The organism is Streptomyces sp. TP-A0874 (genome assembly GCF_001748085.1).
GTDB lineage: Bacteria > Actinomycetota > Actinomycetes > Streptomycetales > Streptomycetaceae > Streptomyces.
The window spans coordinates 1-16,205 of record NZ_BBZK01000016.1 but is presented as its reverse complement, the minus strand read 5'-3'; the positions used below and the strand labels follow the sequence as shown (position 1 = coordinate 16,205).

At 69.4% G+C, this 16,205-nt stretch carries 9 protein-coding genes; 5 read left to right on the top strand and 4 right to left on the bottom strand.

Annotated elements, in window-relative coordinates:
* Nucleotides 1-88: 88 nt before the first annotated feature.
* The 4 genes from BGP73_RS21415 to BGP73_RS21400 form a co-directional block, all read right to left on the bottom strand.
* Nucleotides 89-5,098, bottom strand: coding sequence for an SbcC/MukB-like Walker B domain-containing protein (locus BGP73_RS21415; protein WP_069817468.1), 5,010 nt, complete (start codon nt 5,096-5,098; stop codon nt 89-91).
* Between the two features lie 28 nt (nt 5,099-5,126).
* Nucleotides 5,127-6,380 carry a DUF2398 family protein gene (locus BGP73_RS21410; protein WP_069817466.1) on the bottom strand — a complete coding sequence of 418 codons (1,254 nt, stop codon included), beginning with the start codon at nt 6,378-6,380 and terminating at the stop codon, nt 5,127-5,129.
* Nucleotides 6,377-7,861: a DUF2397 family protein gene (locus tag BGP73_RS21405; RefSeq protein ID WP_212732830.1), complete on the bottom strand. Its 1,485-nt coding sequence runs from the start codon at nt 7,859-7,861 to the stop codon at nt 6,377-6,379. Before BGP73_RS21405 ends, BGP73_RS21410 begins: the two co-directional genes overlap by 4 nt.
* A 509-nt stretch (nt 7,862-8,370) precedes the next feature.
* Nucleotides 8,371-9,375: a YecA/YgfB family protein gene (locus BGP73_RS21400; RefSeq protein ID WP_170837911.1), complete on the bottom strand. Its 1,005-nt coding sequence runs from the start codon at nt 9,373-9,375 to the stop codon at nt 8,371-8,373.
* A gap of 401 nt (nt 9,376-9,776) precedes the next feature.
* On the opposite strand from BGP73_RS21400, the gene BGP73_RS21395 reads away from it, so the two are divergent.
* The 5 genes from BGP73_RS21395 to BGP73_RS21375 all read left to right on the top strand — a co-directional run bounded on the left by BGP73_RS21395 (nt 9,777) and on the right by BGP73_RS21375 (nt 15,862).
* Nucleotides 9,777-10,937, top strand: coding sequence for a nucleoid-associated protein (locus BGP73_RS21395; protein ID WP_244501310.1), 1,161 nt, complete (start codon nt 9,777-9,779; stop codon nt 10,935-10,937).
* Nucleotides 10,938-10,977: 40 nt separating this feature from the next.
* The gene (locus tag BGP73_RS21390; RefSeq protein WP_069817458.1) at nt 10,978-11,967 is read left to right on the top strand and encodes a hypothetical protein; all 990 of its coding nucleotides are present in this window, start codon (nt 10,978-10,980) and stop codon (nt 11,965-11,967) included.
* Entirely contained in the window at nt 11,964-12,593 is a 630-nt protein-coding gene (locus BGP73_RS21385; RefSeq protein WP_107474106.1) for a hypothetical protein, read from the top strand. Before BGP73_RS21390 ends, BGP73_RS21385 begins: the two co-directional genes overlap by 4 nt.
* A 198-nt stretch (nt 12,594-12,791) precedes the next feature.
* Entirely contained in the window at nt 12,792-13,304 is a 513-nt protein-coding gene (locus BGP73_RS21380; protein WP_069817456.1) for a hypothetical protein, read from the top strand.
* Nucleotides 13,305-13,339: 35 nt separating this feature from the next.
* A complete protein-coding gene (locus BGP73_RS21375) occupies nt 13,340-15,862 on the top strand; it encodes a DEAD/DEAH box helicase (RefSeq protein ID WP_244501309.1) in 2,523 nt (840 codons plus the stop codon).
* The last annotated feature ends 343 nt before the right edge of the window (nt 15,863-16,205 follow it).

The window sequence follows — 16,205 nt, the reverse complement described above, 5'->3', positions numbered from 1 at the left end:
TCCGTCCCGGCGCACAGCCGGTCGTGCACGGCGGCCCACAGTGGGGCCAGCGCCTCATCGCCCGCGACCCATTCCCATGTCGTGCCCATCAGTTGGCCATCCCGCCGTCGAAGCCCAGGCCGAGGTCCAGCGTCAGCGGCTGCGCCTCCCCGTGGCCCTGCCACAGCCACGGCACCGTCACACGGTGCTTCCCGCTGGTGATGACCTGGTGGATGACGACCTGCCCGGCCTCTTTCTTGATCACCGGGGTCATCGAGGGCGCGGTCGCCAGCACGTCGAACTCCCACCGGCGCAGCAGTCCCAGCATCTGCCGAAGGTTCGCGTCGTCGAACGCCGCGTCCAGTTCGTCGATCGACAGCAGCCGCGGCCCGCGGTACTCCCCGCTGTACATCGACCACGCGGCCGCCAGCAGGGGCAGCATCGTGGCCAGGCGCCGTTCCCCGGTCGACAGCGTCTCCAGCGGGTTCATGCCGCGCGGCTTGACCTCCTTGAAGCGGTCACCGTCCCCGTCGCTGAACGAGGAGTGTGTCACCGAGATCGTCCACTCGTGCCAGGCCCGGTAGTCGAAGGTGTGCGCGACCCGGTCCGCCCACGTGTCCCCGACGGACTCGTCCATCCGCTGCCGCAGCACGTCATACATCCGCTCGAACATCTCGTCCGAGGGGGGACTTTTCACCAGCTCCACCATGGCCTTCGCGTCCGCGTCCTTGCGTACCGACCACTCGACCTTCACGCCCACCCGGGCCACCCCAGTACGCACGTCCGCCAGGGTCTGGCCGATCTGCTGCACCAGTTGCTGTGCGAGATCCTGGCGGACCTGAACGTCGCGCTGCAGCTGGGCGAACATGCTGGTCTTGATGGCCTTCTTGATGTCGGCGCGCAGGTCTTGCTCCAGCTGGGCGACTGCCGCGCGCAGTGCCTCCACCGCTGCGCGCAGGTCCTGGCCGCGAGCGGCGGCCGGGTCGGCGACCTCGGCACGCTGCCAACCGGTGCCCGATATGTTGGTGAGGATGACCTGGCGGTTGAACCGGGCCAGTGCGCTGTTGGCGGTGCGGGCGGCGCCCTCGAGGGTCTTCAGCGCAGCGTCCCGGGCTCGGGACGCTGCGGCGAGCCGGTCCGCCCCCACTCCCGCGCCTGGCCCGGTGGGGCGGTCGGCCAGCAGGTGCCTGGCCCAGGCCAGTCCCGCGGTCAGGTTCGCGGGCCGGCCCTCCGGCCCGGTGGAGATGTCCTCGTCGACCAGGGCCAGGCCCTCGTCGACGAGCCGGCCCAACTGGATAAGGCAGGTATCGCGGTGCTCCTCGGCCGCCTGGCGCAGCGGTGCGACCTCATCCAGCCGTGCCCGGGCCGACGCCGCGTCAGCAGCAGCCTCTTCCTTGGCGCGCTGCAGCTCCTCCACCCGCGCCCGGGCGCGGTCGAGCGCACCGGTGACCTCCTGCAGCGAGGCGCGCAGCTCCTCGTACTCGGCGCCGTGCAGGCGCCGCATCTCCTCGACAGCCGCCTTCTCGCGCCCCGCATCCACGGCGGTTTGCTCTGCCTCCCGGGCGGCGTCGTCCGCCAGGGTCCGCCAGCGTTCGGCGGTTGCCGCGTCCTGGCGTGCCCGTCCCGCGAGGTCGATCACCCGCGCTGCGGCGCCCCGCCAGGCCTCGACCTGCCGGAACATCAAGGTGGTGTCCTCGCGGTGGGCGTCGGCCGCCTTCGGATCCGTGGGCAGCACGGTGCCGCCGCCCGCGTCGGCTGCCCGGTTCAGCGCCCGCAGCGCTTGGCGCACGGCCTCGCCGGCCCGGCGGTGCCGCTCGCGTGCGTCGGCCGTGCGCCTGATGGAGTGCTGCAGCTGCTCGGTCGCGTCGTCCTCCTGCTGCTGGGCCGAGAGGACCTGATCCGGCGACGGGAAACCGGCCTGCTCGGCATCTGCCTGCGTCTGGGCTTCCTTCGCCTGCTCCCACCGGGCGTGGCTGGCGGCTGCGGTCCCGGCCGTCTCCCGTGCAACACCTTCAGCCGTCCGGGCTGCGGCCAGTGCCGCGGCCGCCACCTGTTCGGTGTGCCGTGCCTCCTGGGCCAGCATCTCCAGCGCGCTGCGGCGCCGCGCGGCAGCCGCGTCCAGGGCGCGCAGTGCCTGCGCCAGCCCGCGTTCGGCCAGGCGGATGTCCTGAGCGGACCGGTTGCGGGTCTCCTGCAGCGCCCGGAGAAGGCCCTGCCACCTCTCGCTGGCCTGCTCCCACCCGGCGGGGGAGGGGAACCGGTCCCGCTCCATCGCGGCGGCGTTCACCCGGGCGCGAGCACGCGCAGTCTCCTCGCGTGCCCGGTGCAATGCCCCCTGCGCTTGGTCGAGTTGCTGCTCCAGGTCGGCTACGTGCCGGAGCCGGGCGCGTTCGCGGGCACTTCGCCCGATGAACCGCGCCTGGTAGCCGGCCGGTGCGACCGCGGTCGCCACCGCGATGGTGACCTGATCGCCCGCCGACGGATCCAGGGGAATCGACCGCAGCAGCTCGTGGACCCGCTCGTGGGCGATCCGGCCCTGCGCGTCGGGCCGGAGTACGTCCGCCAGACTCGCCCCCGACGCCGCCGCAGCTCCAGGTCGCAGGGTCACATCCCCTGCCACCGCCTGCCCGTCGGCACGCACCAGGGCGTCCAGCAGGCCACTGACCAGCAGAGCACCCTCGAGGCGATCTCTGGCCTCGTCCGTCAGGTGTCCGGCGAAGTCCACCAGCGCCCACAACGGGGTGCCGTCAACGGGCTGCCGGCTGCGCCACAGCGGTGCAGGTGGCACCGGCGCCGCCTGCTGGGCCCGCTCCAGCTGCTGCTCCAGGTCACGGACCGTTTCCTGCGCGAATCCCGCCGCCTGATCGGCGGCGTCCACCACGCGCTGGAGCCGCCCGGCGGCCGCTGCGTGCGCCCGCTCCAGGGACACCTGGATCTGCGCGACTGTCCGCGTGGCGTCGACCGTGGCCCCGTCCCCGGCCGGCTCCGGCACCATGCCGACGTCAATCAGTACCGCGTCACGCCGCCACACGCCGACCAGGCCCTGCCACTGTTCCCAGGCCGCCACGGCCGCCGATCCGGCCCCGTCCGCTGCCTCCTGAGCCTGCGCGACGGCGGCCTCCGCCTGTGCGACCTGCCGCAGGTGCGTCTCCTGGTGCTGCTCCCGGGCCTCCTTCCCGGCCGCGTTCTGCTCCCGGGCCTCCTCCTGTGCCCCGTGCAACGCCTGCGAGGCGTGCTCGGCCGCGCCGCGTTCCTGCTCCCACAGCGTGCGTGCCTGCTCGCATGCCTCGGCCGCCTGCTCGGCCACCGCACGGTCCGCAGCTGCCTGCCGGTGGTGCCCTGCCGCGTCGACCCTCGCCCGCGCCTCGCGCGCGACCTGAGCGAGCCCTGCTGTCAGCTTCCCGACGGGCAACCGCTCCCCGTCGCCGCGACTGTCCCGCACGAGCAACTCGAGGGCGGGACCGCGCAACTCCACTGCCGTGTCTGCCCACTGGCGCATCTCTTCCAGCAGCGTGTCCTCGGCCCGCGCCCGCGTCCTGCTCGTCTGGTCGGCCGTGGCCCGGTCCGTTTCCTCGACCGCTTCGGCCTCGCGTAGATCGGCCGCCGCCGCGACTTCCATTCCCTGCGCCGTCGCATGGTCTCCGAGCGCGGCTTCTACCTTCCGCATCTGAGAGATCCGGGTGTCCACCCACGCCAGCGGTGCCGCGCACGCCTCGTCGACCACGCCTGCGGCCACTGCCGCGCCCTCGGCCGTCACCAGCCGCTCGTCGAGGGTGAGCAGTCCCTCCAAGGCCGCATCCGCGCCCAGCCGGCCCCCCACCACCCGCAAGGGCCCGGACACCGCCGACACGGCGCCCTGCGCCGACCGGACGCCATCCGCCGACTCCCGGGCGGCGGCCTCAGCCCGGGAAGCCTCGCCACCGACCTCATCCGACCGTTTGGCCGCCGTGCGGGCGGCAACGGCCAGTTCGACCGCTCGCTGTTCACGCTGCGGAAGGACCGCGCCCGCGTGCCCACGCAGCTCCTCCTCCGCCGCGTTCTTCCGCCCCTCCAACTCCCCGATCTCGGCCCGCGTCCCGGCCAGCAGCTCCACGGCCTCGGCTTCCCGCACCCCGGCCTGCTGCGCCTCCTCACTCGCCTGGCGCTCCCGCCTGGTCTGAGCGTCGAACCCGGTGTTCGCCGCGATCAGCGAGGCGGCCTCGACCACCGCCACTGCCTCCACATACCGGCGATACGCCCGTTCCGCGCCCTGCAGCAGCTTCTCTTCCGCCCGGGCACGCTCCAACTGGTCCTCGAGCTCAGAGATCCGCTCCATCGCCTGAGCGATCACCGTCAGCCGCTCACCGTCCAGCGCAGGCAACGCGCTGGACAGCAACCGGCCCATCTCCGCCGCGGAGATCGCCTCCGCCGTACGCACACTGCGCAGGCTGCGCAGCACCCCCACCAGCGCGTCGAACTGCACCTCGTCCAGCGGCGCGAACAACTCCTCGCGCACCACCCGCCGGTAGTCGTGCTCGTCCCCGACCACCCGCAGATGCTCCGACAACCGAGCCCGGTTCGACGCCGCAGACGAAGCGCTGGAGGTGAAGGCCTGCCCCTGACAGGCAGCCAACTGCGCTGCAAGGTCACCGATCCGCACCGGCTCCCGGTCCACCTGCAGCCGCAGCTGCTCCCCGACCCGCCCCCGCGCCAGGAAGAACACCCGGTGCACCGCCTTGCCCACTGCCCTCAGCCACAACCCGGTCGTCACATACTCCACAGCCCCGCCATCGGCGCGCCGACCGTACTCCAGCCACCACACCCCAGTGCGGTCCTGCTGCTCGTCCCGGTCGGTGTGTCGGCTCAGCAACGTCCCCGCCGCCTTCCCTGACACCGACAAGGCGGTCTGCGACACATCCGCGTCCAGCAGCACCGTGACCAGCATCGACGCCGACAAGGACTTCCCCGACCCGTTCGGCCCCGCGAGTGTCAGCCACCCGTTGCCGAACAGCAGCTCCTCCTCTGCCCAGGCCCAGGAGTTCACCACCCCGGCCCGCGTGGGCTGCCACCGGCCCTCCGCGACCGGCGCCCCCAGCCCGACGTCACCGGCCCCGACGGGCCCGTTTCCGGCGATCCTCACATGTCCCCCTCACCCGTCTCCAAACGCCCTACCGGGCTCCGGCCGCGCCGCGGGCGGCGTGCGCCACCCGCACCCGCCACAGGTGCACTCCCGGCGTCGCCTGCCACTGCTCCGTCTCACCCACCACCGGCACCAGCAGCCGCGCGGCCGCCAGCTCACCGATCGCTGCCCGCGCCAGCGAGGGAAGCTGCGCCTTGTAACCGGCCGCCCAGTTCGGCATCACTGCCCGTACCTCCTCCAGCAGCCCCACCACGTCGCCCACCTCTACCACCGAACCGGCCCGGTCCCGCTCGGACAGATGAGCCAGCAGCGCCAGCGCGGCTTGCCGCTCCATCCGCCGCCCGTTGGGGAAGTCCATCGCGGTTCCGAGCCCACTGGGATCGGTGACCTCCCACCAGTCCCGGCGCACTGTCACCCCGAGCCCCAAGCCGGCCAGTAGCGCCAGCCCCCGCTCCCTGCCGGCCAGCGTGTGCAGATACGCCGTCCCCGGTGTCTGCTCGTCGAAGGGATCCACGCCCGGGTCGTCCACCAGCCGCCGCAGCGCCTGTAGCCGCCGTTCCTCCACCGACGCCACCTGGTCCGGCTCCGGTGCTGCCGGGTCGAGCAACGAAGCGGTCGACAACGCCGCCGCGTGCTCCTGCGGGGGCAGCGCGTCCAAGCCGAGCAGCGCGGGGGACAGCGACGAGAACCGCGCCGCCAACCGGTCCCTAGAAGCCGTCACCACAAGGTCAGCGTCCTCGTCCACCACGACGCGCTCCAGGTCGGAGTCCGCCTCCACCGATCCCTCGGCTTCCAGCACCTGCAACGCGTCCACCAGATTCTGCCGGTGCCAGCGGGCCTCCTGCTTCGACGTCCCCTCCCCGGCCACCCACTGCAACCGCGGCAGCCCACCCGAGGCGGCCTCCTCCGCGCATACCTGCGCGAGCGCCTGCATCAACTCCCGCACGCTCAACCGCGGACGCCGCCACAACTGCTCACACACCAGACACACCAGCACCAGCGCCTCCTGCGACAGCAGCACCGGACGACCCCCGCCGCGGACCACCGAAGGCCCCCGGTCACCAGGGACATCCACACGCCGCTTGTGTAGCCGGACCAGCTGCGCCACCTCCAGCACCTCGAACGTCCAGCCCAGCTCCGACCGGAACAGCCCCGCCAGCGCGGCCTGCCCCTTCACAGCTGCCCGGTACAGCTCCGGCTCTGCCTCGGCCCGAAGCCGTCCTCGATCCAACAGCATCCGGGCCGCATCCCGCAGATCGGCCTCCAGCACCTCGCCGCTCATGCCGCCCCCCGCGCGATCGCTTCGTCGGCCCGCTCGCTCGCATCGACACGGATACGCAGATCCGGGCCGGTCAGCACCCCTTCGGCCAACTCCACCCGGACCTGCCGGTCCGCCACTCCCGGCCGTACCCGCACCACGACGTTGGCTCCTTCGGCCACCGCAGACCCGAACCCCAGCGCAGGGTCGAACTCCTGCAGCGCCGCCTCCACCGCCCGCAGCAAGATCACCGAAGCATCCGCGGCCAACCCCGCGAAATGCTCCAGCCCCACCTCTCCAGGCGTCACCAGCACCCGGGCAAACCGGCGGCGCAGCTGCGCCTCCTCGCGTGCCCGCGCCAGCGCGTCCTCCCGGTCCACGGTAGTGTCCGCCAGTTTCCGGGGCCTGCCCCCAGGCCTTCCCACCCGCTCATGCTCACGCAGCGTCACCTCTATGCGGTGCACCGTGAGCCCGGCTGCCGCCACCGTCGCATGCGCCACGTCCTCCTCGGCTGGCCCGACCTGCGCGTGCCACGCCGGCCAGTCCCCGAACGCCGCCCCGTACACACGCCGCGCCTGCTCCTCGCCGCCCTGCCGGTACAAGCTACGCGCCACAGAGCGGAAGTCAGCCCCCAGATCCGCCCCCCGCCTCCTGGCCGCATACCGCCGGTCGATCGCGATCAGGAGCGTGTGCACAGCACCAGTCGCCGAAGCGATCAACCGGTAAACCGTCCCGTCAGGCGTGAACCACGCCTCCAAGTCGGCCAAGCGACGCATCCGCTCGTCCACCCAGTGCTGCTGCTCGGCCGGATCCACCAGCCCCGCGTGCGCGGCCGCGGTTTCCACGACCGGACCGTGGCCCACCTCCCGCAACGCAGCCAGCGCGTCCCCCACCCGCCGCAGCGCCCGCCCGTACTCCCGCGGGAACTGCCGCAGCGCCTCGAGCACCCGGTCCCGGTTCTTGCCGAACACGTCGTCGTCAGTGACATCGGACTGGACCATCTGCGCCAGTGCACCGTAGAAGTCGGCCGTCACGCGTTGGAGTTCGTCGATCCGGGTCCGCACATCATCGAGATCACCCGTCAGCAGCCCAGGATCACTCTTGAAATGCTCCAGCATCCGGCGGACCGTCTGCTCGACACCGTCCAGCAGCCGGCTCGGCAGCTGCAGTGCACGACGGGAGTCCAGCACCGCTGCCCGTACGGCGGCTACCAGCGCCCGGCCCCGCAGCGTCAACGCCCAGGCCTCCTGCCGCGAGATCACCCCGCGATAGTTGCGCACCGGTGCCGCATAGTCCCTGAACGGCTTGGCGAGCTCCCACTTGGCCAGTTGCTCAAGCGACGACAGTAACTGCTCCTCGGCCAGCCCATCGTGGTAACCCACGGTGCGCAGTTGATCGAGAATCTGAGCCGGTGTCCACATCGGGCCGCGGGTAGACAATTCCTCCAACGCAGCCAACAGGGCCGTATAGCGTTCCCGCACCAGATCCTCGGGCAGAGCGAACACAGTCCAGTCGCTGGACAGAACGCTCCGCCACCACTGTCGCGATTGATCCATACCGCCCCTCGCCTCGTCCGCTCCCCACGCGTACAGGGCTTCCCAGTCTGAAGGACACCACTGACAGATCTCCCACGAACCGGAATAACAACCGTGCTCCACGAGACGCAAAGCACCACCCACCAGCACTTTGCCGTCGGCGGCCTACCGAGGTGTAGCAGGAGCCCTGCTTCTGCTACACCGCCCTCTGTTCCGAGTTGCGCCGCGATATCACACCACGCCGTGTCCAGCCGAAGCCCCCGGAGCCAACCACCTGCTGGCGGCGGCACCGAGCCTGGTGATCGGCAAGTGGGCAGCGGCAGTCCGTGCGGACGGCCGCTGCGAGCCGCTGACGGCCCTCCCTTCTTCGACCCTGGCAAACATCCGCAGCCCGCCGACATGGGGAGCGGTGCGCGTAGGCGCACGGGGGAGTACCTGGCGCACTGGCACCGTGTCCGTCCTTCCCCCTGAAGGCACTGTCAGTTGGCGGGGCTTCCCGCGGGGTGGCATCGGCGGGCCTTGCGCCCTGACCCGCACGGGCAGGGCGCGTTCCTGGCGACGCTGCGTCCGGGGCCGTCCGGCACCTGAGGCCGGCTGTGGCTGACCATGCCCTGCCCGCGGCTGCGCCAGCGTTGCAGCGGAACGGGAAAGCTCCCGGCACGTTCGAGTATCCAGGGGCCGACCGCGCTGAAAGCCTCGTCCTGCGAAGCAGCGGAGAACTCGCGGATCTCCTGCTCGGTCCCCTTCAACAGCAGTCCGGCAACGGTGGGGTAGCTCTTGCCCCGGAAGGCCTTCAGCCCCTGCAGTTTGAAGATGTCCTTGGCGAAGGCCGCCCCCGCAGCGAGTGCCGCGCCCGTGACCACATCTCCCTCGCCCCCGTCGTCGATCCGGTTGAACAGCCGCACGAGCACGTTCTCCCAGTTGCTGACGGGCAGCTCCTGTTCACGCGCCAAGGCCTCGGCGAACCGTTCTCGGATCTCGCCGGCCTTGCGGTAGGAGAACTCATCCGCCTGGCCACGGTGCTCGAAGTGCAGCGTGTAGACGCCGGGCTGCAGTCCCGACTCATGGGCGAACACCGCGTGGGTCGATTCGAATCCCGCGAACCGCACCACGGCATCGCGCATCATGCCTTTGCGGGCCTCGTCTCCCAGCCGTGAGCGAGGCGAGAACAGATACGGGCATACCTGTGCCGCATACAGTGCGCAGACCTCGTGCACCGGTGCCTCGCCGCTGATGACCGTCGCAGGCAGCGGTCCCTCCTGGAAGACCATCTGCCAGCGCAGTTCGTCACCAAAGGGCAGCCCGCACACCGCACACCAGTCGAACGCGGCCAAGGCCAGCTTCCGCCGCTCGCTGATGGATCCGAAGTCCACCTTCTGCGGGCCACGGTCCACCGTTGCGATCACTGGATAGCCGCGACGATCGACCGCCAGATGCTTCATCCTGCGCGGCAGGTCGACGATGTCCTGCGGTGCATGCGTCACTTCCAACCCCCCTACAACCGGCGCCAGCGCATGTGCGACGCCACCCCTGGAACCGAAGGAAATCATGCACGGCCGCAAGTGGACACGTCGGAGGGCGGCGTACGAGTACCAAGCCGTCGGCACGCTTCATCGCACCGGCGAAGTTCAGCCACCACTCCCGGTATCCCTGCCATGGCCTTCGTACGCTCCGTTACGATGAGCGGCACGATTGGTGGCACGTGACACGGACAGGCCCAGAACGGGCCTGCCCTGCCCCGGGCCAGGTGATGTCGCACAGACGTACGCCACGGGACGGGGCTGGCTCCGCTCCGGACTGGGTCTGGCGAGACGGCGTCCGGCCTACGGGGGTGCGGGCGGGATGCGTGGGGTGGGCAGTGCGGACCGACTTCGGGGACCTCGTCGTGGACCAGGCCATCGTCCACGTAGTGCCCAGGCGCGCTCAAGGCGAGGAGCTCTTTCCACTCCAGCTCAGCCAGACGTTCTGCCGCCTAGACGAAGACGTGCGCTACGAACTCCAGGGCAAACTGCGTGACGTCTTCGCCCGTCTGGGGCGCGAGGTCATTGAGGACCCGGAACTCAAGTCCCCCCTGCCCGACGCGGTCCGCGCCTTCCTTGGCGCTGAACAGGACCTCGTCCAAGTCTCCGGGGAGCTGGCACACGCACTGCGCGATAGCCAAGGAGGAAACAATCCGGCCGGGCTTCTCTTGGTCGCCTCCGCACGCCTGGACAGCCAGCAGGCGCTGCTGATGGTCAAACTCGAGCACGAGACCGGCATGCAGACCAACGAGATCGTCACCGACGGCCTGCGCACCTTCGCCATGCAGTACCTCGATGACCTCCTGCTCACCCAGAAATCCAAGGTGTACAAAGTAGCCCTCTTCTCCGAAGAGGGGCTGGCTGAATCAGGGCTTCAGGGATGGGCTGCAGACCCCCAGACATCGGGCAAGGACGTTGCCCGCTTCTTCCTCGAGAAGTTCCTGGGCTGTCGGCATCAAAACGACCCCAGGGAACTGACCCGCCGCTTCCATGACACCGCGATGAACTGGGTCAACAGCCGCTGCACGGACTCAGACACCCGTATGAACTACGTCCTGGCCACTATGGTGGAACTCCAGAGCCCTACCCCGACACTGGACCCCACGGAGTTTATCCGCACCCACTTGCGCGACGCGCACCAGGCCGACCTTGCCGCATTCCTCGCCGAAAACGACGTCCCTATCGGCACCTTCGAGAAGAACACCGAACTCATCAGTAACAGGCTCCAGAAGATGCGGGTGGACCTGTCCAACGGTGCCTTCCTCGTCGCCCCGGTAGAAGCCATGCAGGACGGAACTATCCAAGTAGAGGACCTCGGCGACGGCCGGACGACAGTGACAGTCACCTCGACCATCACCAAGACCAGCAGCGGAGCAGCAGCGGGCCGCCCTCCCAAACCACCCACTCAGCGCCCTGAGCTGCCCACCCAGGCCGAGACACTTCCTGGATTCGAGACAATCCGCGCCCTCCCCAAACAAGCCACGCCTGCCCACAACGGACACGCGCTCCCACCGGCCCGGGCGTGATGTTCCGCGGCACCCTCCCCAACGCTTGGCTGGGTCAGCCGTGCCCCTGAGCGCCGATGAGGCCTTCCAGCGCTATCAACACGAACGACCCCGCATCGAAAAGGCAGCCGAGGCGACCAAGGCACACCTGGAGCATCACACCGCCCTCCGCGGGATCGCCTGCGAGGTGACCGCCCGCGCCAAGGAGGTCAGCAGCTTCAACACGAAGATGTACCGCAAGGGCTACACCGACCCCTGGAAGGAGATCACCGACAAGGCCGGCGTACGCGTCATCGTGCCCCACAGAGGTCTGCTCGACCCCGCCCTAGAAATGATCAAAGACTGCCTCGACGTCCGGTGGGTAGAGGACGACCGGGACACTCCCGGCGACGAGGACCGCCTGCGTTACCCCCGCCTGCACGTGCAAGCCGTCATGGTCGGCGGGGAAGAAGACCCCGACGGCAACCCGTACGACTGTGAGATCCAACTACGCACCGAGGCAGTCGACTTGTGGTCACGCATGTCCCACAAGCTCCTGTATAAGCCCGGCGTCACCCCACCCCCCGATGTCAGACGCTCGCTGTACCGTCTGATTGCCCTGGTCGAACTATTCGACCTCGAGGTCGAACGGGGGGTAGAAGCCATGGCACAGCACCCTGACCTTGCACACAGCAACCACCTCCTCAACACGGCCGAACAGATCTACCGCACCTTCACTGACCACCCCTACAGCACCGACCTGTCCCACGAAGTCATCGACACCCTCTCCCAGACCATCGACGACACCACCGCCTACAGCGAGCAACTCACCCAGTTCACCGAACGCTTCCGCGAGCGTCTCGAACGTGCCTACACCGAGTACGGACCCACCAGCGCCCTCTTCCTCAAGCACGGCCGCTACCTGCTGGCCAGCCAACCAGAAAGCCTGATCATCTTTGAACGGCTATCCCAGATCCGTTCCCGCTTCGACCTGCACATCGCCTGGAAGAACAGCGAGCTACCGGACAGTATGATCACCGACATGGCCCAGATCTGGGGAGTCTCCCTATGACGGGCCCAACACAGCCCGAGCCCCCGGCTCTCGCGGCCGCCACCGCGATGTTCATCGAGGTCCTCGTGGTCGGCATCGGCGCGCTCACCGCAGCCGTGCTCCTCCTCGTTGCTCTGATCGGCCCAGCTACCACGGCCAAAATCGCCCCCCTAGCGGGCTCGTCCGCGGTGGCAGGCGTAGCGCTCGCCGCCGCCTACGCCCTGGGCATCCTCATCGACCGGGCGGCCGATACTGCCCTCACGCCGCACCGCCGTCGGCTGCGCACCCGCTTCTTCCCCTCCAACACCGCGTACGCCCAAGCACGCTCGCGCCTGGCCGACTTCCCGGTCTTGGCAGCACGGGCGGACTACGCACGCTCCCGCATGCGGATCTGCCGCGGATGGGCCCTTAACACCCTGGCCCTGACCCTCACCGCGGTCCTAGCCATGCTGCGCTACTCCTTCGAGCACCGCCTGCTCATCCTCTGCGCCACCACCGTCTTCGGCCTGGCGACCGCCTTCGGCTTCTACCGTGTCTGGCGTGCTCTCACCGCGACGGGCTATCGCAAACTCGCCGAACAGACCGCCACGCCCGCGGCCAGCCAACCAGTGCCCGCCCAGCCTCAGCCCGGTCCTGCATCGCCCTGAGGCATCCGCCTGCGCATGTCATACAACGAAGCCGGACGTGCGGTCGAAGAAGGGGCGCGGTGGCCTCGGTGAGGTGCCGCAGGGCGGAGGAGCGGGCGGCTCCCTCCGTACTAGAAGATCTACCGCTGTGCGGCGTGTTCGTTGTTCTACGGCCGCCGCGCATCCAGGGCGCGCGACGATGAACGGTGATGCCGGGAAATGAGCCTGTTGGAGGATGCCGTGGAGAAAGTCGTGATCGGCACTGGCCATGTGCACACTGCGGCGACGGTCCGCCGTCGGCAGCGCACGTTCGTGCCGCCGTCCGAGTTGCACTCGCACCTCGCGACGAAGGCCGACACCGCTCTGCTGGACCAGCTGTTCTATGCGACGGTGGACGAATGCCCTGATCCCAACTGCCGCCCGCTGCTCCTCGACCGCGTCGCGGCCGATGCGACCGCGACGCGCAAGCTGGTCAACTGGGCCTGCCATATCGCCTCTGAGATGTACGGCGGGCTTCCCGCGGAGCTGGTGGACGAAGACGAGGCGGCGACAACCGTCTTCCGCCCCTCACCCCTCTTCTGCCGACTCGCCGCGGAATACCACAATCCCGGGCTGGCCTTCGATGCTGTGTATGCCACGTATGAAACCGCTCAGCGCCGTCAGGTGGCAGACAATGCTGTCGCTCTGGTCGACGGATTCCAGGTGTGGTGGACCGACTTCCTCTACCAGTGACACCCGCCCGCCCCACCCCTGCGAACCTTCCGCAGATGCTCCCGAGGACCCACCTGATGGCCATCGACCCCAGCTCTGTCGTCCCGGACACCTGCACGCCCGAGGCCGGCACCTTCGCGTCTGTCCGCCGTACGCTGCGCGCGGATCAGCAGGCGGCGGTGGACAGTGGGGTACGCGGTCTGAGGAAGCCCGGGAGCCGCGGGCACATGGTCTCCGCGTGCGGAACGGGCAAGACATTGATCGCGCTGCGGACGGCCGAGGCTCTCGGCATCCAGTTCCTGCTGGTGGTAGTGCCCTCCAGGGATCTGATCGCGCAGTGGGCGGCAACGGCCCGCACAGACGGCAGGACCGAGTCGTTGATGGCGGTGTCGTCGCTCAACGCGGACAGGCATCCCGTGTTGGCCGAGGCAGGCGCGAGCAGTACGGGGTCGGGGGAGTATCTGGCGTACTGGCTGGCCCAGCGTGCCAAGAAGAACGAGCCGGCGACCGTGTTCGTGACCCTCGACTCGCTCCGGCGGATCGAGGAGATCCAGCACTCCGTCTTCCCGGCTCCGGTCTTCGATCTCGCGATCGTGGATGAGGCGCACCGCACCGCGGGCAGTTGGGACAAGGAATGGACGATGGTCCACGACTCCTCCCGGATCCGCGCGGAGCGCCGCCTGTATCTGACTGCCACGCCGTATGAGTGGGAGGCGCCGCGCCTGGCTGAGGCCCCGGATGCCCGCCCGCGCCCGAAGCGGACCGCGTCGAGCGTACCGGCGTGGGAGTCCCCGTCCCTGATCGCCTCGATGGACGATCCGAAGGTTTTCGGCCCCCGTCTGCACACCTACACCCACGCGGCTGCGATCGAGGACGGCGTCCTGGCCGACTACCAACTCCTGGTCCCCACCATCACCGACACCGACCTGCGCACGGTCCTGACCGACCCCGATGGCGCGCACACCGGATTCGCCCCGACCACGCGCCGGACGACCGCCCTGCACCTGGCGGTCCTCAAAGCGATGACCGAGCACGATCTCAAGCATGTGATCGTCTACTTCCAGCAGGTCGCGGACGCCGCGGACTTCGCCCGCCAGTTCGGCCACACCCTGCGCACCCTCCCACCCGAGCAGCGCCCCTCCTGGGCCGGCACCCTGTCCGTCTCGTCTATCAACGGCAACCACACACCTGATCAGCGCGCGAAACTCCTCGACCAGTTCGCGAACGCCGACCGCGCTGTGATCACCAACGCCCAGGTCCTGTCCGAGGGGATCGACCTGCCGGCCGTCGACGCGATCGTGTTTGCCTCCCGCACCGAGAGCGTGCGCCGGATCGTCCAGGCCCTGGGCCGCGCCCTGCGCAAACCCCCCACCGTCGAGGTGAAGACCGCGAGCCTGGTCATCCCCGCCTACACCCCACCCGACTCCGACCCCACCGACCTCCTTGACACGCCCTACGAGGCCCTCTGGCTGATCACCGCAGCGCTGCGCCACCACGACCAGACCATCGCGGCCCGCGCCCCGCGCAAGATCACCACGCACCGCCTGGACAGTGCCACCCACCGCCTGATCACCCGCCGGTTCCGTTTCGACTTCACCCTCGACCCCCAGGCGATCGCCCAAGCGATGGACCTACTGGCCTGGCCCTCCACCGGCGCGGTCCTCTCTGCACCCCGCCGCGCGGGCCTGGCCGCCGCCCTCCGCTACCACACCGAACACGGCCACCTGAGGGTTCCGGTCGACTACACCGACGCCTACGGCTACCGCCTGGGAGCTTTCATCGCCGGCCAGCGCACTGCCCACCGCCGAGGCACCCTGACCGCGGACTGGATTGCCGAACTCGAGTCCCTCGGCATGATCTGGGACGAGAACGAGGCTGCCTTCGAGGGCAACATGACCCTCGTCGAGGCCTTCCATGCCGAGCACGGGCACCTCGCCATCCCCGCCCAGGATCCCGGCGGCCAGTTCCTCGTCGACCAACGCGGCCTCGCCCGCAAAGGCCGGCTCCTCGAAACCCGCCACGCGCGTCTTACGGCCCTCGACCCCGACTGGCTTCTGCCGCACGGACCCGACTGGCACCGCAAGTACCACCTCCTGGCCCGCCACCTTCAGACCGGACACGACCCCGCCACCCTGCGCCGCGACACCGTCATCGGCCACGTCAAAATCGGCATCTGGCTGCACCGCCAACTCACCACCTGGAACACCCTCAACGACGACCAACGCCACCTGCTGACCCGCCTGAGCATCACCCCCACCCACATCACCCTCACGACGAACAAGACCACCGCCTCCGCCGTATCCAGCACCCCCAAGAGCAGAAGACGCCGCTCCTTCGAACAGACCGCCACACTGCTGCGCGCCTTCGTGGAACGGCACGGCCGTCCCCCCGGCGCCCGGGAGGGGATCGAGGTCGACGGAGAGCACGTGATGATCGGACCCTGGCTCTGCAAGATCCGCACCGCCCAGAAGGACGGTCAACTTTCCGAAGGCAGAAGCCAGTTGATCCAGAGCATCCTCCGTGAAACCAGCGCTGCCCCCGCCGGAGAGGAGCGCCCCGGACTCTCAGAGATCCCGTAATTTTTCTGCTCACAATTCCACTAAGGAAGCACCCCGGAAGTGCTACTGTGGGGACTTCAGCAGGGGAGACACTCAGGTTCGGAGGGAGAGTCCCTCGCCGCAGAGCACGACCCGTATCCGCGTGATTCCCGCAAACTCAAGCAGCCTGACACATCCTCACCGCTGCAGCCAGCCTCAGGAGTTCGCGGAGCGAACTTCGCCGAGAGACCGCGGAGCGGGATCTCAACCGGCCACGAAGTGGCCGGCCTACGTCACGGAGTGACGTAGTGTCAGCGATGCGGAGCATCGCGATGTATCCGTCGCGTAGCGACGGCGCGTCGTCTTCGCGGAGCGGAGCGCGCGC

Excerpts from the sequence above, each read along its gene's own strand:
- BGP73_RS21385 (WP_107474106.1), top strand. The coding sequence starts at position 11,964 with ATGACGGGCCCAACACAGCCCGAGCCCCCGGCTCTCGCGGCCGCCACC.
- BGP73_RS21375 (WP_244501309.1), top strand. The coding sequence starts at position 13,340 with ATGCTCCCGAGGACCCACCTGATGGCCATCGACCCCAGCTCTGTCGTC.
- BGP73_RS21410 (WP_069817466.1), bottom strand. The coding sequence starts at position 6,380 with ATGAGCGGCGAGGTGCTGGAGGCCGATCTGCGGGATGCGGCCCGGATG.
- BGP73_RS21380 (WP_069817456.1), top strand. The coding sequence starts at position 12,792 with ATGAGCCTGTTGGAGGATGCCGTGGAGAAAGTCGTGATCGGCACTGGC.